17 protein-coding genes and 2 pseudogenes are annotated in these 20,042 nt (G+C 59.1%); all 19 read right to left on the reverse strand.

What is annotated here, in order from left to right:
• Positions 1–13 precede the first annotated feature (13 nt).
• Entirely contained in the window at positions 14–1,933 is a 1,920-nt protein-coding gene (nosZ, locus tag KGA81_RS06975; protein WP_223545160.1) for a TAT-dependent nitrous-oxide reductase, read from the reverse strand.
• A 55-nt stretch (positions 1,934–1,988) separates the two neighbouring features.
• Complete coding sequence (nosR, locus tag KGA81_RS06980; RefSeq protein ID WP_223545161.1) at positions 1,989–4,202, reverse strand: transcriptional regulator NosR; 2,214 nt, start codon at positions 4,200–4,202, stop codon at positions 1,989–1,991.
• Between the two features lie 76 nt (positions 4,203–4,278).
• Positions 4,279–5,667: an oxygen-independent coproporphyrinogen III oxidase gene (hemN, locus tag KGA81_RS06985; RefSeq protein ID WP_223545162.1), complete on the reverse strand. Its 1,389-nt coding sequence runs from the start codon at positions 5,665–5,667 to the stop codon at positions 4,279–4,281.
• A complete protein-coding gene (locus tag KGA81_RS06990; protein ID WP_223545163.1) occupies positions 5,651–7,036 on the reverse strand; it encodes a coproporphyrinogen III oxidase in 1,386 nt (461 codons plus the stop codon). The genes hemN and KGA81_RS06990 overlap by 17 nt, the downstream gene beginning before the upstream one ends.
• A gap of 240 nt (positions 7,037–7,276) precedes the next feature.
• Positions 7,277–7,837 carry a cyclic pyranopterin monophosphate synthase MoaC gene (locus KGA81_RS06995; protein ID WP_223545164.1) on the reverse strand — a complete coding sequence of 187 codons (561 nt, stop codon included), beginning with the start codon at positions 7,835–7,837 and terminating at the stop codon, positions 7,277–7,279.
• Positions 7,838–8,717: 880 nt separating this feature from the next.
• Positions 8,718–8,966, reverse strand: a complete 249-nt coding sequence (locus tag KGA81_RS07000) for a DUF6429 family protein (RefSeq protein ID WP_223545165.1) — start codon at positions 8,964–8,966, stop codon at positions 8,718–8,720.
• Between the two features lie 87 nt (positions 8,967–9,053).
• Positions 9,054–9,134 (reverse strand): annotated as a pseudogene (locus tag KGA81_RS07005) (transposase domain-containing protein); the annotation flags it as partial.
• 4 nt (positions 9,135–9,138) lie between these two features.
• Positions 9,139–9,339: pseudogene (locus tag KGA81_RS07010) on the reverse strand (helix-turn-helix domain-containing protein); the annotation flags it as partial.
• Positions 9,340–9,378: 39 nt separating this feature from the next.
• The gene (locus tag KGA81_RS07015; RefSeq protein WP_223545166.1) at positions 9,379–9,810 is read right to left on the reverse strand and encodes a hypothetical protein; all 432 of its coding nucleotides are present in this window, start codon (positions 9,808–9,810) and stop codon (positions 9,379–9,381) included.
• Positions 9,811–9,893: 83 nt separating this feature from the next.
• The gene (locus tag KGA81_RS07020; RefSeq protein WP_223545167.1) at positions 9,894–11,531 is read right to left on the reverse strand and encodes a phytoene desaturase family protein; all 1,638 of its coding nucleotides are present in this window, start codon (positions 11,529–11,531) and stop codon (positions 9,894–9,896) included.
• Positions 11,532–11,552: 21 nt separating this feature from the next.
• Complete coding sequence (gene fdxA, locus KGA81_RS07025; protein ID WP_223545168.1) at positions 11,553–11,924, reverse strand: ferredoxin FdxA; 372 nt, start codon at positions 11,922–11,924, stop codon at positions 11,553–11,555.
• A 42-nt stretch (positions 11,925–11,966) separates the two neighbouring features.
• A complete protein-coding gene (locus tag KGA81_RS07030; RefSeq protein ID WP_223545169.1) occupies positions 11,967–13,472 on the reverse strand; it encodes a phytoene desaturase family protein in 1,506 nt (501 codons plus the stop codon).
• A gap of 39 nt (positions 13,473–13,511) precedes the next feature.
• On the reverse strand, positions 13,512–14,267 hold the full coding sequence (locus tag KGA81_RS07035; protein WP_223545170.1) for an SDR family NAD(P)-dependent oxidoreductase: 756 nt from the start codon (positions 14,265–14,267) through the stop codon (positions 13,512–13,514).
• A gap of 36 nt (positions 14,268–14,303) precedes the next feature.
• On the reverse strand, positions 14,304–15,143 hold the full coding sequence (locus tag KGA81_RS07040) for an alpha/beta hydrolase (RefSeq protein WP_223545171.1): 840 nt from the start codon (positions 15,141–15,143) through the stop codon (positions 14,304–14,306).
• Positions 15,140–16,663, reverse strand: a complete 1,524-nt coding sequence (locus KGA81_RS07045) for a phytoene desaturase family protein (protein WP_223545172.1) — start codon at positions 16,661–16,663, stop codon at positions 15,140–15,142. Before KGA81_RS07045 ends, KGA81_RS07040 begins: the two co-directional genes overlap by 4 nt.
• The gene (locus KGA81_RS07050) at positions 16,660–17,559 is read right to left on the reverse strand and encodes a diiron oxygenase (RefSeq protein WP_223545173.1); all 900 of its coding nucleotides are present in this window, start codon (positions 17,557–17,559) and stop codon (positions 16,660–16,662) included. Before KGA81_RS07050 ends, KGA81_RS07045 begins: the two co-directional genes overlap by 4 nt.
• Positions 17,560–17,594: 35 nt before the next feature.
• Positions 17,595–17,861, reverse strand: a complete 267-nt coding sequence (locus KGA81_RS07055) for an acyl carrier protein (protein WP_108217404.1) — start codon at positions 17,859–17,861, stop codon at positions 17,595–17,597.
• Positions 17,858–18,664, reverse strand: coding sequence for a MaoC family dehydratase (locus tag KGA81_RS07060; protein ID WP_223545174.1), 807 nt, complete (start codon positions 18,662–18,664; stop codon positions 17,858–17,860). Before KGA81_RS07060 ends, KGA81_RS07055 begins: the two co-directional genes overlap by 4 nt.
• A gap of 2 nt (positions 18,665–18,666) precedes the next feature.
• Positions 18,667–19,935 carry a beta-ketoacyl-[acyl-carrier-protein] synthase family protein gene (locus KGA81_RS07065; protein WP_223545175.1) on the reverse strand — a complete coding sequence of 423 codons (1,269 nt, stop codon included), beginning with the start codon at positions 19,933–19,935 and terminating at the stop codon, positions 18,667–18,669.
• Positions 19,936–20,042 lie beyond the last annotated feature (107 nt).

Genomic DNA, 20,042 nt, shown 5'->3' on the forward strand with positions numbered 1-20,042 from the left:
CGAATGCCAACTGTCAGGCCCGCTCGACCTTCATGCGGCCGACCATTTCCATGTGCAGCGCATGGCAGAACCAGCTGCAGTAGTACCAATGCAGGCCGGCCTTGTCGGCGGTAAAGGTGATGGACGAGGTTTGTTGTGGGCTGATTTCCATACTGGCGCCATGATTGGTCATGACAAAACCGTGGGTCACGTCTTCAATCTGGTCGATGTTGGTGATGGTCACGGTGACCTCGTTGCCCTGCTTGACGGTGAACTCGGTCAAACCATAGGCCGGCGCCATGGAGGTCATGTAGACCCGCACATGATTGCCGTCGCGGATGACCTTGTTGTCGGTCTCCAGGTTGATCCCGTCTTTCTTGGCCTGCTCCACGGTGGCGGCAAAGAACGGGTCGTTGCGGTTCCAGATCTTCTGGGTCTTGATCTGGTCCCGGCGCGCGAGGATGCAATCGTGAGGTTCGGCAAAGGCAGGGCCGTCATGCACCAGCTTCATCTCTTCGCCGGAAATATCGATCAACTGGTCATTTTCCGGGTGCAGCGGCCCGGTCGGCAGGAAGCGGTCCTTGGAGAATTTGCACAACACCACCAGCCACTTGCCATCCGCTTCACTGGTTTCGGTCAGCGAGGCGTGGTTATGGCCAGGCTGGTACTGCACGTCGAGCTTCTGCTTGATGTAATTGACCTTCTCGCCCTTGTAGGCACGTATCGCTTCCTCCATGTTCCACTTCACCACCTGACTGTCGATGAACAGCGTGGTGTAGGCATTTCCGCGACCGTCGAAGGTGGTGTGCAAAGGCCCCAGGCCCAGTTCCGGCTCGGCGACGATGACCTCGCGCGGGTCCTTGAATTTATCGGCGAACAAGTCGTCCAGCCGGTCGATGGCAATCATCGATACCGTTGGCGACAGCTTGCCGTTGGCAATGAAGTACTTGCCATCGGATGAGGTGTTGAGGCCATGGGGGTTCTTCGGCACCGGGATATAGCGAGTGAATTCGGAGTCCTTGCCATCGGTTCTACGACCGTCGACCACCGGCACTTTCGAGTCTTCCAGGGTGATGAACCTGCCGGCCTTGATCGCGGCCTCGATGCGCGGGATGTTGAACACCACGACCCAGTCGCGCTCGTTGCGCATCATGCCGCCAAGGTCGTAAGCCTTCTCCGAGTTGTAGCAGGTGGACGCGGCGTACTTGCCGGTGTAATCGGCGTCGGAGTTGTCCAGGTTGCCGTCGACAATCACCTGGAAGGCCATCTCCATTTTTTCGGCATCGATGGCGTTGAACATTGTGAAGCTGTTCTTGTCTTGCAGATCGAACGTGCGACCGTCATTGGGGTGCGGGATGACGAATTCGGCATTGGCGAACACGTACCTGGTGTAAGGCACTTTTTGCAGACGCAGGCCGTGAATGGCCTGCACGTTCGGCACCGTGAGTATCTTGTCGCACTTCATGATGTCCAGGCGGATGCGCGCGACCCGAGAGTTGGCCTTGTCGTTGATGAACAGGTACTTGCCGTCGTACTTGCCATCGGTCATGGAGATATGCGGGTGATGGCAATCGCCATTCTGAAACTTTGCACTGTCGCCCAGGATCCGCTTGCTTTCGTTGGTCAGGCCCCAACCGGTGGCCGAGTCGACGTTGAACACCGGAATACGCATCAACTCGCGCATCGACGGCACACCCAGCACCCGCACTTCGCCCTGATGGCCACCGCTCCAGAAGCCGTAGTATTCGTCCAGCTCACCGGGGCCGACGTGGATTTTCGCCTGCGCATCCTTGACCGCTGCCGCCCAGGACTCGCGGCTGAACACTGTGCCGCCCAACGTCGTGGCACCCGCCAGCACCGCACCGGTGACGGCGCTGCTGCCCAGAAAACCGCGACGGCTGAGCCCCGTCCGTTCTTCTTCCGGCACCGGTTTAGTGGATTCTGTGTCAGTCATGTCGCGTACTCCTTGAAGGGATAAAACGGTCACTGCGCACATGCGCTCGCGAGCTTCATTCAGCCGCCGGCACTTGCACGACAGGTATCAGTTGCACCGCCACGGGTGCCGATTTGCCGCGCTTCTTGCGCTTGTTGATCAGCGGCGGGCATTTGTCTTCGTTGTGGTAGGTCATCTGGCAATCGAGGCAGTAGTGACACTCGTTGGCATTGATCCGGCCATCTGGATGAATAGCCTGGATCTCGCATTCCTTGGCGCACAACCGGCAGGGGCTGCCGCATTCCTTGCGGCGTTTGAGCCAGTCGAACAGGCGCAATTTGGTCGGGATTGCCAGTGCCGCGCCCAAGGGGCAGATGTAGCGGCAATAGACTTTGCGCGTGAAAATATTGATGACCAGCAGCGCTACCGCGTAGAGCACGAACCACCACTGGCGGTCGAACTTGAGGGTGATGGCGGTTTTGAAGGGTTCCACCTCGGCGAACAGCTCGGCGGTGGACATCGATTCCAGGGAGATGCCGAAAAGCAGCAGCAAAATGATGTATTTGATCGCCCACAGCCGCTCATGCACCGCGAACGGCAATTCGTACTGGGGAATTTTCAATTTGCGCGCGGCTTCGTTGATCAACTCTTGCAAGGCGCCAAACGGGCACAGCCAGCCGCAGAACACGCCACGGCCCCACAGCAGGATGCTCGCGGCGGTGAAAACCCAGAGCATGAAGATCAGCGGATCGGTGAGAAACAGCTCCCAGCGAAAGTGCTCGAACAGCGCATGCACAAAGGTCAGGACATTGACCACCGACAATTGCCCCAAGGCATACCAGCCCAGAAAGACCACGGTAAAGAGCAGGTAACCACGACGCAGCCAGTGCAGAAAGCGTGGCCGGCGGGCGAGTTTGTCTTGCAGGAACAGGATGGCCGTCAGCAGCAACAACGCACTCGCGAGGACGGCGATCTGGAAGTGTTTCTGGTACCAGATGGTCAGCCACATCGGCCGGCTGGCTTCCTCGATGGCCGCTTGTTCTTCGGCACTGGGCGCGGGTCGCTCAAGGTAGGCCTCGGGCAGTTGATAAGGCAGTTCGAAACTGCTGAAGGTGCCGCTGACCGGTCCCGTCTGACGCCGCACCAGGAGCTCCAGGTTCCAGGGCGATCCCGGGTCGAACCCCGCCGGCTTGCGCACAATGAACACCGACATTTCAGTGAACTCGGGCATGCCCTTGGCAAACACGTCGGAGAGCCGCTGATGGTCCATGTCGCGAAAGCTGATGACGTTGCCGAACTGGCGCAATTGCACCCGATCGAAAATCCCGCCGCGCACATAACCCGAGCCTTTATAGGAAAACAGCCCACGACCCAGCACCACGATGGCCTGCTCGCCGGGTTTGAGTTCCTGCATGAGGAAGCGATATTGATTGTCGCCCAGCAGCGCGCGGCCAATGGTCGGAGGGTTCAAGTCAGCGGTGTACAGCTCGATAAAGGTGTCATCGACTTGATCCGGGCCGGCGTTGTCGACGCCTTCGGCTTCGGTGCCCTTGAAGGCTGCATCAACCTGCCCACGAGTCAGGTTCAACCGGCGAATGGCGCCGTTGCCCATCAGTTGCTCCCAGGTGGCGGGCTCGAAAAAGTCCTGGCGCACGATGGCGGGCCTGTTCACCACCCCACCCCTGTCCTCGATCAGTTTCAGCGATACGGCCACTTCATGGGCGGCACGCATGATGACCTCATTGACCACCATGGCGGTGACGGTTGCGCCGGCGATGGCATCCACGGTGACCGCGCTCGGGTCGCTGGAATGGCCGACGACCACCCGTTGGCTGACCTTGATCCCTTTGTATCGGGCGCTGAAACCGTAGAGTTTTTCTTCGGGGATGCCGATCAGCAGAATCGGTTCGTGGTGCTCCAGCACATAGGCGTCCTGAATCACCCCGGCAGTGTCGAGAATCACCTGGGTGTTGACGGGTTTGCCCGAGTAGGCCGGAATGTCCACCACATCCAGGCTCTGGAACACATAACCGATGACCTTGCCGGCCGCGGACAGCGTGCGTACCTTGAACTTGCCTTCGGCTGCGGAGACCGAATCGGTTTGCGGGAAGACCTTCTCGATGCGCTGCTGCTCGATGTCGCCGTATGACCTGGCCTGCACCGTCGCGAACGCTGCGATCATCAGCAAGACCATCACCACCAGCCCAACGCCCCAGATGCGCAGGTTGCCGTGTGTCGAAGGTTGATGGATTGTCATGAAGTCGCTGATTTCAAAGGGGCTTGCGGCCATGTTAAGGAGCGTTGCGCGCCCTGCCCTTGATTGAAATCAACTCGATAACATTCCTTGCGCCAGAGCGCCCGAAGCCTCAAACGGTGCGGGAAAACCGGCCTTTTTGCTGTTCGCCCAGGTAAGCGTCAAAAGCCATCGCGGCACTGCGCATCATCAAATGTCCTTGCGGCAACAGCACCAACTCGTCGCTGTGAATCTGCAGGAGGCCGTCACGCACCTGCTCGTCCAGTTGCGCCAGCGCATCGGCAAAATACTCGGTGAAGCAAATGCCATGACCTGCTTCGAACTTGGCGAAATCGATCCTGCCGTGGCACATCAGGTCGCTGATCACTTCGCGGCGCAGCAAATCATCGGCGCTCAAGCGATAACCACGATGCACCGGCAGCAACCCTTGATCGATACGGGCGTAGTACTGCGAAAGCTCCTTGACGCTTTGGCTGTAGCTGTCGCCGACCTTGCCGATCGAAGACACTCCCAGGCCGATCAAGTCGCAATCGGCATGGGTCGAGTAGCCCTGGAAATTGCGTTGCAGAGTGCCCTGGGTGCGGGCCAGCGCCAGTTCGTCGTCCGGCAAGGCGAAGTGATCCATGCCGATATAAACATAACCGGCCTCGGTCAGCCGGCGGATGGTCAATTCAAGCAACTCCAGCTTGCGCTCCGGTGGCGGCATGTCCGCCGGACGAATCAGCCGTTGCGCGCGCACCAGCTCGGGTAAATGGGCGTAGCTGTAAGCGGCAATCCGGTCCGGGCGCAGGGCGATGATCTTGCCGAGGGTGACGTCGAAACTGTTCACGGTTTGCAGTGGCAGGCCGTAAATCAGATCGACGCTGATCGACTTGAAATGCGCCTCGCGCGCCGCCGCGACCAGCGCATGGATCTGCTCTTCGCTTTGTTGCCGATTGACCGCGGCTTGCACGTCAGGATCGAAGTCCTGCACGCCGAAGCTCAGACGATTGAACCCCAGTTGGCGCAGCGACTGGATCTGCTCGGTGTTGATGGTGCGCGGATCGACCTCGATGGAAAACTCATGATCATCGCTGTCGTCCATGTCGAACGCCTGGTGCAGGCAGTCCATCAGGTCAGCCAGTTGCTCGCCAGTCAAATAGGTCGGCGTGCCACCTCCCAGGTGCAGTTGCGTGAGTTTGCGCGTGCTGTCGAATAACGCGGCCTGCATCACGATTTCGCGCTTGAGGTACGTCAGGTATTCGACGGCCCGATGGGTTTTCTGCGTAATGATTTTATTGCAGGCACAGTAGTAACAAAGGCTCTTGCAGAACGGGATGTGGATGTACACCGACAGCGATTTCGGCGTTGTCGCCTGGTTGCTGTCCGAGGCCGCACGCTGATAGTCATCGACGGCGAACGCCTGATGAAACTGCGGTGCGGTCGGGTAAGAGGTATAGCGCGGCCCTGGGAGGTCATACTTTTCGACCAGGGCGCGATTGAAATCAAATGAAGTTGTCATGATCGATCCATTCGCGATGGGGTTCATGCCCTGCAATGCCAAAATCCTTTTCAAACAGCTTGCAGACGGCATCCACGTGCGGCCGACCGGCCGGAAGAATACTGAGGAAACGGTCAGACAGTTCAATCAATCCGTCACGGCTCAATTGTTCCAGCACAGGCCAGGCGGTGAAAAAGTACTGGCGAAAAATGAGTCCATGACGCGTCTCGATTGCCTGGATATCCAGTTCCAGATCACACGCCAGGCGTTCCATGACCCTGTGCCTGACCTGGTTCCCTGCCTCACGGCGCCAGCCACGACTCGTCGGCAATTGGCCCATGTCCAGTTGCTGCTGGTACCGTTCCAGCTCGTCGGTGTTTTGCGCATACAAACCGTCGATCTGACTGATAGCGCCCAAACCGAACCCGATATGGTCGCAATGCCCGTGACGGGTAAACCCCTCACAATTGCGACACAATCGGCCGCGCTCCTGAGCAATCGCCAAATCGTCATCGGGCCGGACAAACTGCCCCAGGCCAATGTAGTGATAACCGGCGCCGATCAACTGTTCAAAGCAGATCCGGCGCATGGCGCTTTTATTTTCCTCGCTGCAAAACGCCCCGATGTTGTCCGCAGCCTTTGGTCGATAGCGTTGAGGTGGCCGGGCATAATCAAATACCAGCAGCCGATCCGGCTCCAGTTCGATGATGGTTGCCAGTTTCAACGCAAAACTTTCTGGCGTCTGCCAGGCATGGCCATAACCCAGATCGACATTGACGGATCGATAACCGAAGGTACGAGCGGCATCGATAAGCGAATGGATCGGTGCCGGATTCTGGTAGCAGGCCACCGATATCGCACTGTCGGCACCGATGTCCGGAACGCCGATGCTGACATGATTGAACTCCAGGTCCCGCAGCATGCCCATGGTCGACCAATCCGTATGGTGAAGGTCCACTTCTATGCTGTAGTCACCGCATTCATGTCCAAGAAAGTTGAATCGGCCACGAAGGTGATTCATCAGCCGCTTCAAGTGGGCGATGGCGGGTGTTCCACCCCCCAGATGGAACTGCTCGATCCGCTGCCCGGTTCCCAGATGACAACCGACAAGGTCGATCTCATGTTGCAGGCGCTCAAGATAGTGTTCGACAACACTGTGCTCGCATGAAGTCTGAGCAGGGGACCACAAGGCAGGTTTGAGGTTGGAAGGCAGTTGCACATTCAGCGATAGCGGACGGCACTTCTGACGGCTGACGCGCAATGCGCGAAGCAAATCCAGAGAGCCGATGCCGCCATGAAATTTTTCAGTGTCGACATGGCAATTGGGGTCGAGCACGCCTTGATCGCACCGGACGTTCGGCTCACCGGGGCTGTGAAATAAATTGAGCATAACGAGTCTCCGAGACTGGCTGCGGACCGCCAGTGTCGGAGTCTGGCGATCAATGCTCCTTGATTTGCATCAAGCGCGAGCCAAGTACTAGTCGCGCAAAGCGCAACCTTGTAGGAGCGAGCTTGCTCGCGAAGACGGCAGCACAGTCAACATTGATGTCGCGTGATATACCGCTTTCGCGAGCAAGCTCGCTCCTACAGGGTTCCGTGTCTTAACTGACTGGCATTAAGGCAAGCCCAGTCACCACGTCAGGTAGAACATCCACTTGGCCAACAACACGATGACAACCATGTGCCAGAACAGGCTGCCATGGATGAAATGCAGGTATCGAGCATTCATCCGGCCACTTTTGAACAAAAACATGGCGACCAGGAAATGCAGCAGTACGCTGACGGCCACTACGATCTTCACCATCAGCAATGTGCCAAACGATGAGGCCATTGGTGTGGCAAGGGTCGGTAAATAGCGCAGCCAGACCATCCCCGACCCGGCACCGAACAACACCAGCAAGACCCATGGAATCAGGGTGCGGGCGCGTCGACCGATAGCCTGCTCGACCAGCAACATGACTTTGACGGGCAGCTGTTTGCGGATACTTTCAAGGAACAGGACTTCGAAGAACACCGTGCCGATGAAAATCAGCGCGGCAAACAGATGCAACGTCAGAAACAGCGGATAGAGCATGGGCATCAACTCGCTCGTGTGTTTTGCCGCCTGAATGCCAGCGATCCGCGCTACCGCAAATACATCGCCTTCAGGGTGAGCACCGCTGGCAATCAGTTGTCGGGGCTGGGCTACCAACAGTCGGTTTCAGCGCAGAATACAGAGCAGGTCGACACATGCGGTTGACGTCAATCAAGTAATCCAGACAAGGCCATTCTTACGACCTTGCGTAAACATGGATGTCGAGCACGGCACATGCTTACAGGATCCTGGCTGCCAGCATGTCGAACAGACGCTGGTCGAGGCTGCACGGGCTGCGGCTCTTCGCGGCTGCATATGGCAAGTGATGACGAGTTGGCAGGGAGTTTGGCGAGCACCGGATTGTTGTCCTGGTAAATATGCCAATCGAGGCCGGATTTTGGCGCTTTCAGGGAATATCGCAGGAATTTCGGCTCACGTGACGACCATGTGACGATGGTGGAGGAAGCAGCCCCTATCGTAGATCTCTACGAAGGATTCTCGATGCCAACTCCGACCTACCCCCTTCCCCGCTGTGCAATTTGAACTTTTCCTTAGCCCTATTGAAATGGCTTATCAGTTGCCGCCCCCCCCTGGTACCCATCACAGACGGTCGACCCGGGGTTCGCCGCAGGCCTCGCTCTACAGAATGCATTCGGGGATGTTGCAGTCTTTCTCGGTCTCGGCCATCGTTTCTCTCCGGGAAAAGTGACCGCTCGATGACCGGTCTACGGCAGAGGCAGACTTGGCGTCGCTTTCATTGGGTCTGGCGGTAGGATGCGCGCCTGACAACAAAATATTCATCACGCATCAGGGTCATCCAATTGGCTGTCACCATGACTAAAAACCGCCTAAACGAAATCGATTTACTTCGGTTCCTCGCGGCAATTGGCGTCATGTTCTTCCATTACTCTTTTCGGCTACATTCACTCAATATCTCGCCAACATGACAATGTTCAGCGAATTCATGAACGTACCGTCTATCGATGGTGCCTACTGGTCAAGATACATGCTCCACTTGAGTTCTTACCCCAAACAACCGGTCGGCTATCTGCCGACCTCGCTCCTGCCCTTCAGCCGTTAACCAAATCGATTTGTTCTTGTTCACCGGATTACTGATGAAACCCTGTTCATGCAATCGGTTCATGGTCTCGAAGTCGAATCCTTTCCAAGTATTGCCGTTATCGAAACTGAAGGTTGCCAACAGGGCCAGCACGGCTTCTTCAATCAGTTTGTCGTCGTATTCCATGATCGTCGCTCCGTTCGTACTCTTTAAGCTCACTGTAAACCCCGCCAGCCATCAAGATGGATGGCGCGTTTGACTACGCGATACCGGCTAGCAGTTCCAGGGCAGTAAAGCTTCGTAATCCTCAACCGAAGAAGCCGTCGGCAGGCGCTCAAGTGCGTGGTGCAGCCACGCATCGAAAACGCTTGCACCAGCGCGTGACTGACACAACGCAGAGACCGGTCAACCGGGCAATCTCGTTGCGCGAACGGCCTTGAGCCGCCAGTAGAATCACCCACGCCCGACGACCGTCGCGCTGACTGATCGTGGCCGACCTTATGCGTCGACTCAGTTCAATTTGTTCGTCTTCACTGAGCGCGATGCCCTGAGAGTTCATGTGATCACTCCAGGCACTGACTGACCACAGAAGCATAGCTCAGGCAAGGGAATCCCATACTTGCACCAGGCCGAACAGATGCACCAGCCCATAGACCAGGCAAACCGCCGAGCTGATCACGATGAAGCGAATACTACGCCCGGTGCCTGCCAGCATGAACGGTCCCAACAGGCCGCGCAGCAGGTAGACCAGGGTGATCGCGCACAATGCCGGGCGCAACAGGGGCAAGGGATCGATCACCCCGGCACCGGACAGTGCATACGCCGCCCATGCGGCGAGCACCAGGGCAATCCCCGTCGTGACCACCGCGGGAAACCGGCGACCGGCCTGGGCCGCACGCACAAAGCGGTCGCCAGCGCCAAACAAGCGATACCAGGAAGGCCCTCCCATGATCACCCCGACATGCATCAGGGCCGCCAGCAGACTGAGCCCGGCACCGATCATCAGCGCCACGTTGTATTCGTTTGCCATTCCATCGCTCCTTGATGCAAATGCGCCACGGTGAGCCCCATAGACGTCGTGGCGCGTCGGCAGGGCCCGCCTTGACCGCGTACTCAGCTGGTTGCCGCTTCGGCGCGGGTGCCGACGTCCATCACCTGGTAGCGCACGTGACGACCGCAGACCGCAGCGGCCGCTTCCACCCCGCCAGTCATGGCGCCAAAAATACCATGCCCGGTACGGGTCGATGCGCCGCACAGGTACAGGTTGCGGATTTCAGTCTTGGCCCCTGGCCTGTTGTGCAGGAAGTACTTCGGGGTAAAGGCCAGACCGTAGGACGTGCCCCCTTCGGAGCCGATAAAGCGCGTCACTGAAAATGGGGTCGAGACTTCCTGGTACACGATGTGGCCCGACATTCCCGGAATCACCCGTTCAGCCAGGGCAATCAGCTGACGGGCGTACCACTCTTTCTTCGCCAGGTACACAGGGTTGGTCCGGTAGCTGCCATCCGTCAGTTCGGCCTGGGTCACGCCCCAGCTTTGCGGGGTGGAAGGCACCGCCGACATAAGCTGCAGGTTATAGATGCCTGGCGGGGCGATGGCCGGGTTATCCGGGTCTTTCATCGTTGCGTTACCGATGAACAGATGGGGCTCCTCGGGAAACTCTCCAGCGAACACCTCGCGGTAGGCCTTCTCATAATCGCAGCCAGGGTAGATGCGGTAGTTGGTGTTCTTCAGGCCCATGGCCTTGAGGTCCATGTCGATGCCGAGATAGACCACGCCCATGGCCGGTGACATCTCGAACTGTTCGGCACGACGCACGGTCTGTGGTTTGAGGTGTTCACGGCCAATCAGGCCAAGCAGGGCCTGCTTGATATCGGCGTTGCAGATCACCGCGTCCGCCTTGACCACCCGCTTGCCCAAGTGCTTGTTGCTGAACTCGACGCCCACGGCACGACCGTTCTCGATCAGGATACGTTCGACCCTGGATCGCAGGAGGATCTTGCCGCCCTTGCGCTCGACCACCTCGCCTAACTTGTCGGAGAACATCTGGCCGCCACCCGAGGGGTAATAGGAACCCTGCAGGAAGTGGTTGACCACCGCGGCATGGCCAGCCATGGTCGCGCGGCTCGGCGGCTGGTGATAGACCCCCAGCTGCCCGGTCAGGATGGCCCGAAGGCGTTGATTCTGCGTACAGGTGTCGAGGAACTGCGCCACCGTCGATTTGGCATGCCGCATCAGCATCCAGGAGCGTGGCAGCACCCACAGCGCGGTCAGCGGCCGCGAGTGGATGCCCATGAAATCCCAGACCTGCTGCAGCATCTTGAAGTAGCGGTTGATTCCCGCTCGCTCCTTGGGAAACGCCTCCAGCAGCTTCTCGCGAAAGCGTTCATAGCCACGGGGAACCGCGAACTGGAAGTCGGGAAAACACAGGGTTTCGAACCCCTCCGGGTCCTGCTCGATGAATTTGATTTCACCATCATTGATACCTGCACCCCGCAATATCCGCGGAATCAGACCGTGCTTGCCACAGTCACCGATGTAGTGCAGGCCGACGTCGAACTCATAGTCCTTGCCCTTGCGGTGGAACACCGTGGCACAGCCGCCCATTTCATAGTGCATGTCGAGCACCAGTACCTGCTTGCCGCGATTGGCCAGGGTCGCGGCAGCCGTCAGGCCACCGATGCCGGCGCCAACCACGATCACGTCAAAGGTGTCGCTTTCGAGGGTCTTGAATCGATCAAAACTTTGCATGGATAAGGTTCCAGTCGCGCATCAGGCATGGGCCAGGTGGTGGTCGCGGGTCGGATCGACCGCCTCGGCCTCACGTATCAGGTGGGGCAGCTTGTTCGGCTTGCGGCTCCAGTGTTCATGGTTCGCCAATGGCGCAATCCGCTGCAGGATCACCGGCCAGTGCTTGACCAGCTCGGCGTTGAGTTCGATGAAATGCCGGTTGCTGTCATCGAGCTGGTTCTCCGGCTGAATCGCCTCCTCCGGACACTCGGGCAGACACAGGCCACAGTCGACGCACTCCTGAGGGTTGATGGCGATAAAGTTGGGCCCCAGGTGGAAAGCATCCGTGGGGCAGATATCGACGCAGCTGGTGTGGCGGCATTGAATGCAGTTGTCAGTCACTACGTAGGTCATGGTGCGTCTCGTAAAAATCTGGTTTGACGGGGAAGTCGCCACTCAGAAGTAGCGGTCGACCAACAAACGCGCCGACAACATCGTTCCGATGAAACCTGCGCCCGGGAATGTCCAGGCCCCGACCTGGTACAGCCCCTTGACCGGGTATTTCTGCGGAAAACGGTTGAACAGGCCGGATTGTCGGGTGTTCTGCTCGAAGCCGTAGATCGCGCCCTCCGGGTTATGGGTGAACTTGGTCATGGTGCGTGGCGAGCCGCTCTCGCAGACCTCTATGTGCCGACTCAGGCCTGGAATGACTCGTTCGGCGTTGGCGATCAGCAGCTCGGTGAGTTCAAGCTTCTTGCGCCTGTAGTCGAGCTTGCCCAGCGAGTGCCACTCGCTGGCGCCCGTCAGCGTGAACAGGCCCAGGCTGGACTTTCCGGCCGGTACCATCGAAGCATCGACGTTGGAGAAGTAGTTGATCGACCAGCTGGTGTTGTCGCCATGCAGCTCCCCGGCCTGGATATGCTCGAACTGTTCGCGCTGGGTTTTCTGCGGGGCGAAGAAGTGGATGTACTCCTCGGGGCCCACTCCCAACTCGCTCAGCGGGCAATCGAGCCCCAGGTAGACTTGAAACCCGGACACCGACAACTTGAGCCGACGCAGTCGCGAACGGTACCTGGCGTCGAAGTGCTGCTCGCCAGCCAGTGCCACGACCGCATGGGGCGAAATATTGGCCACGACATTGCGCGCCTTGACCCTGCCCGACTTGCGCGTTACCACGCCGCCGATTCGCCCGCGTTCAATCACGATCCGGTTGACCGCTGACTCCAGTTCGACCCGGCCGCCATGTTGCTCGATCACTTCGACCAGGGCATTGGACAATGCCTGGGAGCCGCCCTTGATCGAATAGCCGCCGTTCTCCAGATAGTCGATAAAGGGATAGGAAAAGTACCCGAACGCCAGGTCCTTGGCCGGTAGACCGTAGTAGCTCCATTGCGCCGACAGCACTTCCTTCAAGCGTTCGTTGGAGGTGAAACGCGAGAAGTAGTGATCCACCGTTTCATGGCCATACTTGAGCACCCGCGGATAGATCATGGGCGTGGCCACCAACCTCATCCAGAAAGGTTTGCGCGAATACAGAAAGCCGCACAGGTCCTTGTAGTTGCGCCGAGACTCGGCAAACAGGCGATTGATGTTGTCGACTTCCTCGGGAAAGAAACGGAACAACTCGCGTTTGTAACCTTCCAGGTCTCGGTGTCCAACCGTTATGTCGATGTCATGAGAGCGATAGCGATACAGGGTCGGGTGATGAAGAAACTCGACTTTGTCCGCCACGCCACAGGCCTCGATGACATTGAACGACTCGGCGCCACGTACCACGCCGTCGAACGAATGCAGCGAAACATCGAAGTTGAAATCCTTGCGCCGAAAATTGCTGGCATAACCACCGGGTACATTGTGCTTTTCCACCACCAGTACCTTCTGGCCGCGCTGCGCCATAAGGCTGGCACTCGCCAGCGCGCCAAGGCCCGCGCCGACGAAAACGGTATCGTATTCTTGACTCATTACATCTCCAGGCTCTGCGGCCAGATCCGGACAGCTGAATCAGACCGTCAGGCCGCCGTCGATTACGAATGTCTGACCGGTGATGTAGTCGGCCTGGGTCGACAGCAGAAAGCTGGCCAAGGCCGCCACTTCACGCACTTCACCGAAGCGCTTGAGGGGGATGGTGTCGGTGATCGACTTGCGCACCGGATCGGCGATCTGCTCGACCATCTCCGTGGCAATGAAACCTGGGGCGATGGCGTTGACGTTGATCTTGAACCGCGCCAATTCCAGGGCCATGGTCTTGGTAATGCCGATCATCGCCGCCTTGGTCGCTGAATAACTCAACTGTCCCTTGTTACCCTTGAACCCACTGACGGAGGACATGTGCAAGATCTTGCCGCGACGCTCGGCGGCCATCGCCGGCGCCAGGCATTTACTGAAATACACCGCCGAATCGAGGTTGGTCGCGACCACATCGCGGTAACGCTCGATATCGAACTTCAGCAACAGCTGATCGCCGGTCACCCCCATGTTGTTGATCAAGCCGTAGGGCTCGCCGAGGGTCTCCACCAACTGTGCACACACCGCCTCGACCGAACCGTGGCTCCGCCCGTCACAGGCATGCCCAAGGGCCAAGCCACCGCTGGCCGCCACTTCCCGCTCCAGTTGCAAAGCCGCGTCGGCCGAGGACTGGTAGGTGAAAGCGACCTGATACCCTTCCCGTGCCAGGGCCGAGACCAGTGCGCGTCCAATGCCACGACTGCCGCCACTGACCAGCACCCATTTGCCGTTTGAAGACTGCTGAACATCCATGATCTACATCCTTTAGCCTGATGGTCCTTGCCGTTGTTACGCGGGCACGACGGGTGTTTGAGCTTCTGCACGATTGAAGAAATCGAAGATTTCCTCGAAGTAGCGGTCCCGATGCTTCTTGTGGATTTCCAAGTGACGACAGCCCTCGAAACCGACCATATGTAGCGCCTCGCAATCCAGGCTGAGCCCCGCCACGCTGGCAGCCGGGATAAACCGGTCGTTGAGCCCGTAGAAATAGGCGATCGGTAGATCGCGCACGCCCTGCAACGAGTGATCAATGGCACAGGTCCCCGTGGGGACCGCCAGACGGCTGCCGCTGATCCAGCGCATAGCGAGTCGCAGCGGTCCGCGGGTGAAGTAGCTGCGCACCGAAACCGGCACACTGTCCAGCACCGCCGAGGTAAAGGGCGTGGTATCGCGCGCCAGGGCATGGGACAGGTGATAGCCGCCAAACGAACAGCCCACCAGGTGGATGGGCAGGCCGGGGTTGTCCCGGATCACTCGCCGGGCAATCGCCAGCACATCGTCGGCAAACGCGTGGCCGCCGATGGTGCTGCGGCCGAAGCCTTTGAAGTTGAAGGCGACCACGTGATAACCCTGGTCGAGAAACGCCTGATCCAGTTTGTTCTCGAAAAAGTAATGCATGCCGTACTTGAGGAACGGATGGCACAAGAGCACCACGCCCCGAGGGTGCATGGCGGTGGTGCGCAGGGACGCCCCCTCGAGCCGGCTGCCGTCGCGTGCGACTTCGACAAAGCCTGCCGCACGACTTGGCACGTCGCGCGTCCAGCCTTGTACCTGGCGGAACATTGTCCGGATGAACAACCTGGAAATGGCGACACCCAGCCAACCGGTCGATTGCTCGTTTTTGCTCATGCTCGCTTCCATTGTCTGGCCTTCATCTCGGCATAACCGAATGCCGCTTCGTAACTGGGACCCGCCACCCAGGCGCTGAGGAACTGCACGCCCTGCACCGGGAAGCCGTGATGGAATACATGGCCGCTGAGATCGGTACCCACCATCGCCCCATAACCTGAACCGTCGGTGTTGTTGGTGAAGCGCACATAGGTGTGGGGCGTGGCAACCTCGGTATGCAGCACATGTCCGCGCAGCCCCGGCACCTGGCTCAACAGACGCTCCACCAGGGTGTCGCTGGCCCGTTGTTTCTTGGCGCGGTATTGCGCTGTGCGGCGCTGCGGCCAATGGGCGATCGAGTCGAGCACGTTGATACACACCACCAGGCCCGCAGCCGGGTCCAGAGCGTGATAGTTGGTGACCTCGATCGGCGACATCTCCCAGAATGCCCGCTCACTGAGCGCCGCCTCATAACCGCTGCGTTCGGCGGCCATGCGCAGCTCGGCGCCTGCCGCCGGATCACCGGCGAACAGCATCGATTCGCTATGCAGCAGGCCAAGTTGCGCCGGTGGCAGGTCCGTCACCAGGTACACCGTGGTGGTCGAGCGTGCCGGTTTCAGCGCGGTGAGCTTCTCCCGAGTGGCCGCCAGCTCCACATCCGCCGCGAACAGCGACTGCACCGCGTAGTGCGGTGAAGCGTTGATGTACACCCGCGAAGAATGGAATACGCCACGATTGGTGCTGACGCCCGTGGCATTGCCTTGCCCATCGGTGAGCACCCTATCGACAGCTGTGCTGAGCAGGATCTGCCCACCGGCCTGTTCAATCCGCTGCGCCAGCAGATTGGACAGGTGCTGGGAGGAGCCCATGACATAGGCGTTGCCACGGTTGAGCGTGGCGTACACCACATGCAGGTAGTACAGGTAGCCCAGGTCTTCCGAGTAGCCACCGACGTAGATTCCCGGTGCCGCCAGGATCTCGATCAGGTACGGATCGTCGAACAGCTCGTGCAGCGCCTGACGCACGGTCTTGTGCTTCAGGTTGCGATGCGCGAAACGCAACTGGGCCATGTCCGGCTCAAAGGTGCCGTCCAGCATCTGGAACTGGTAGTAGCCGTTGCGCCCGTAAGTTCGAACGTGCTCGAAGAAGGTCGCGATGGCCTCGGCCTGATGGGGAAAACGCTCGACCAACAGCTGTTGCACACCGTCCGCGTCATTGGCCAGCGGCAGCGCCATGCCGTCCTGGTAGGCGCAGAAGTAGTCCTGGGGATAGACCAGCTCCAGTGTTTCTTCCAGCTCCAGATTACGCAGGATACGGATCAGGTTGCCGCCCTCGGCCATGCCACTGAGCTTATGCAGACTGCAGTCGAACACCGCGTCCTGTTTCGGCCGACTGAACGTGGAGGCATACCCGCCGACAACAATATGCTTGTCGACTACCAGCAAGCGCACCCCGGGGTCACGTTTGACCAGCATGGCCGCACAGGCCAGGCTGGTGATCCCGGCACCGACGAAGATCGCGTCCCAGGACGGCTGGCTCATTGGCGCAGCCCCAACTTGTCGACCCAGGCGTAGATCTCGGCAAAGCGCATGGCATTGAGCCGGGCATTGTGGGCCGAGCGCCAGACCTCCTCGATCTTCGCCTTGTCATCCACCGCGATCGGAAACTCAAACGAGGTGTGCCGGGCGATTTCCGGGTTATAGGTGAACATGTCGATCAACGCCGGAATGATTCTGCGGCTCATGGCCTTCACCTGGGCGATGGACTCCGGGCTGGCCGTTTCAAAGAACGACTCGCTGATCCAGCGACCGAAGGCGATGTGCCGGGCCTCGTCATGATGATGCTCACGGAACATGGTACGGGTCATAGGTTCGATGCCCGGGCCCTGGGACGTGTGCATCGCACCCATTTCCGCGACCCACTCGATCAGCAGAGTGAACAGCACGCCCACCGCGGGCTCCATTTTCGGCAGTGTCTGGGTCAGCAATTCGTAGAGACCCACCGGCGGGTTCCACAATTGCAGGCCGGCCTTGCCCATGAAGCGCTTGAAGGTCAGGGTGTGAACGATCTCCTCCTTGGAGAAGATCATCAGGTACTCCTGCAGGTCCTGGGAGATGCGATCGTGGAATTGGGTGACATAACCCATGTACAGCGGCGGAATAGTCTGCTCCAGCCAGATGAACATGGAGATGTCACGGCCGGTTTCCAGCCAGGCCAGTTCCAGCTTCTGTGCCTCGCTCAGGCCTTCACAGAAACGAGTGCCGTTGATCCACAGATGATCGGGGTCCTTCGGGTACAGGCTGCGATCAACCTCCTGGTCCCAGGGCAATACGGTCGCGTGGTCCATGGTCTTGAGGTGCGAGACCTCGCTCAGCTTGCGGACCTTCGATTCCCTTGCTTCTGAAATGGTGAATACACTATTGGTCTGCGCGGACATTCCCTTGCTCCTATCCGTAACGGTAGACCTGCCAGTCAGGCAGGGACGGCGGCCGATTCCTTGAACTCGACCACGAACTCGCACAGCTGGCGCAGCGTGGAAATCTTGCGGCTGGCGAACGAATCGGGATCCAGCGCCACGCCGATCTTCTTCTGCACCACTAGCTGCATCTCGACGAAGTCCAGGCTATCGAACGCCATCGATTCGATGTTGGTATCGAGGGTCACATCGTTTTCGTCGACATCCTTGAGTTCCAGAATGAGGTCGCGAACAACAGCAAATACTTTCTCTACAGTGGTCATTGCACAGCTCCTTGGTGGGTTGAAAGTGTCTTTGCCATCAGCCCGAGAGTGATGGTCATTACGTGGCGATCGCTGACATGCACCCCAAGATCGAGGGTGCCCACGGCCTTGCCAGGGCTTTCAATCAGGTGGATGTTGTCGATCTCACAGCGAATATCGGTCTGCAACTTGCCCAGCGAACGCAGCGACGTGCAGAAGGTGATCTGGTGGCTGGTCTGCACCACCAGGTGATGAGACAGATCCTCAAGCCGGTCCGGCCGCTGTCGTTGACGGAACTGCGGGGACAGGCAATCGAAGATCACTCCCAGATGGTTACGAATGAAGTGGGAAAAGATCAGTGCATCGAGCGCGACCCAATCATCGACCCCCCGGCCCAGGTCATCACGAAACTGTGCGAGCCAGGCCGCGACCTCCTCGCGTGCCAGCAGGAAGCCCGGGGTTGTGGATGACCAGACCGGCGCTTCGACGATACGTACATGGCCGATCATGTGTTCACTGTCGCCGCCGCTCGAGTGCAGCTTGAACCCCGTGCTGTCGCTGCGCTCGCGGGTCGACAGGGCTACCGGGCTGTCGCGCAGCACCGGAGCCTTGAGCAGCGCCTTGAACTGCATCCAGTCCTGGGGCAGCACCTGATTGACGCGCCCCATGCGATGCTTGACCGGCAGTAGCGCGAGCATGCCATGCACCACCACATCGGCTGCGTCCATGCGGCGCGCCGCCTCACGGTCGAAGTGGATCGGGTTGCGATCACCGGAGAGGCCGGCCCAGGCCTCGATCTGCTCGGCTCCAAACTGCATCTGCATGATCAGACCACCTTGCGCAGCATGATGCCGGCGTTGGCACCACCGAAGCCGAAGCTCAGGTTCAGCACGTTATTCAGGGTCTGCCCATGCAGATGCTCGTTGGGCACGTAGTTGAGGTCGCAGTCAGGATCGGCCTCATCCATGTGGATCGTCGCCGGGATGGTGCCGCGGGCCATGGCCTTGAGGCAGAAGACCGCCTCCATGGAACCGGCGGCACCGATCAGGTGGCCGGTGTAGGACTTGGTGCTGGACATCGGAATGCCGTAGGCGGCGTCCCCCAGGGCCAGCTTGATCGAGCGGGTTTCGTTGACATCGTTGAGCGGTGTCGAGGTGCCGTGCAGGTTGACGTAGTCGATCTGCGATGCCTGCACGCCTGCCTGCTTGCAGACGTCATTGATCACCCGTACCCGGGCCTGCATGTCTTCGGCCGGGGCTGTCATGTCGTAGGCGTCCGAATAGTTAGCGTAGCCGGTGATCTCGCCGAGAATCTTCACGCCCCGTGCCCGGGCCGACTCATAGTCCTCCAGGCATAGCACGGCCGCGCCCTCGGAGAGCACGAAGCCGCTGCGTCCCTTGCTGAACGGGCAGCAGGCCAGGCGCGTGTTTTCCTGCTCTTTGCTCAGGGCCTGGATGACATCCACCGACCAGACGTTGAACTGCTCTTTCAAGGACTCACTGCCACCAGCGATCATCACCTTGGCGCGGCCGCTGCGAATCGCTTCGTAAGCCTCACCAATGGCGATGGTGCCCGTGGCGCAGGCTGCAACCGGGCTGTTCTGGATACCACGCATGTTCCAGTTCATGGTGATACCGGCGGTCGCGGCATTGCACATCGACATGACGGTGGCGAAGGAAGTGGAGATGCCGTGCTTACGGTATTCGTTGTTATTGCAGTTGGCGGTGTCGAGCCCACCCCAACCGGTGCCCAGGATCACGCCGCGATCAAAAGGCGAGACGATCTCATCCAGGGGTGTATCACCGAACGCCATGCGGATCGCCTCGTGGGTGGCCACCAGGCTGTATTTGGCGAACAACGGCAACATCTTGGAGATTTTCTTCGAAAACGGACGCATCGCTTCACGACCGAAGTCATCGATAAAGCCAAAGTAACGCGCATGGATGCTCGGATCGTCGAACCTGTGCTGACGGTAACCGACCTGGTAATCCATCATTGCGTCCCAGATGGCGTCGGCATTCTCGCCGAGCGAGCAGATGGCGCCATAACCGGTTACAACGACCCGGCGCGGCTCTGAAGAAGCGGACTTTTCCATGATCTTCCCTGTTTCGATGTCTTGACTGGAATGCCGCACAGCGTGAGCAAGCCTGATCCAGACGCTCAGACTGTCATTGGCATGTTCGGCGATATAGGGGGCTTAAC

It is taken from the genome of Pseudomonas sp. A-B-19 (genome assembly GCF_019947515.1).
Classification (GTDB): Bacteria; Pseudomonadota; Gammaproteobacteria; order Pseudomonadales; family Pseudomonadaceae; genus Aquipseudomonas.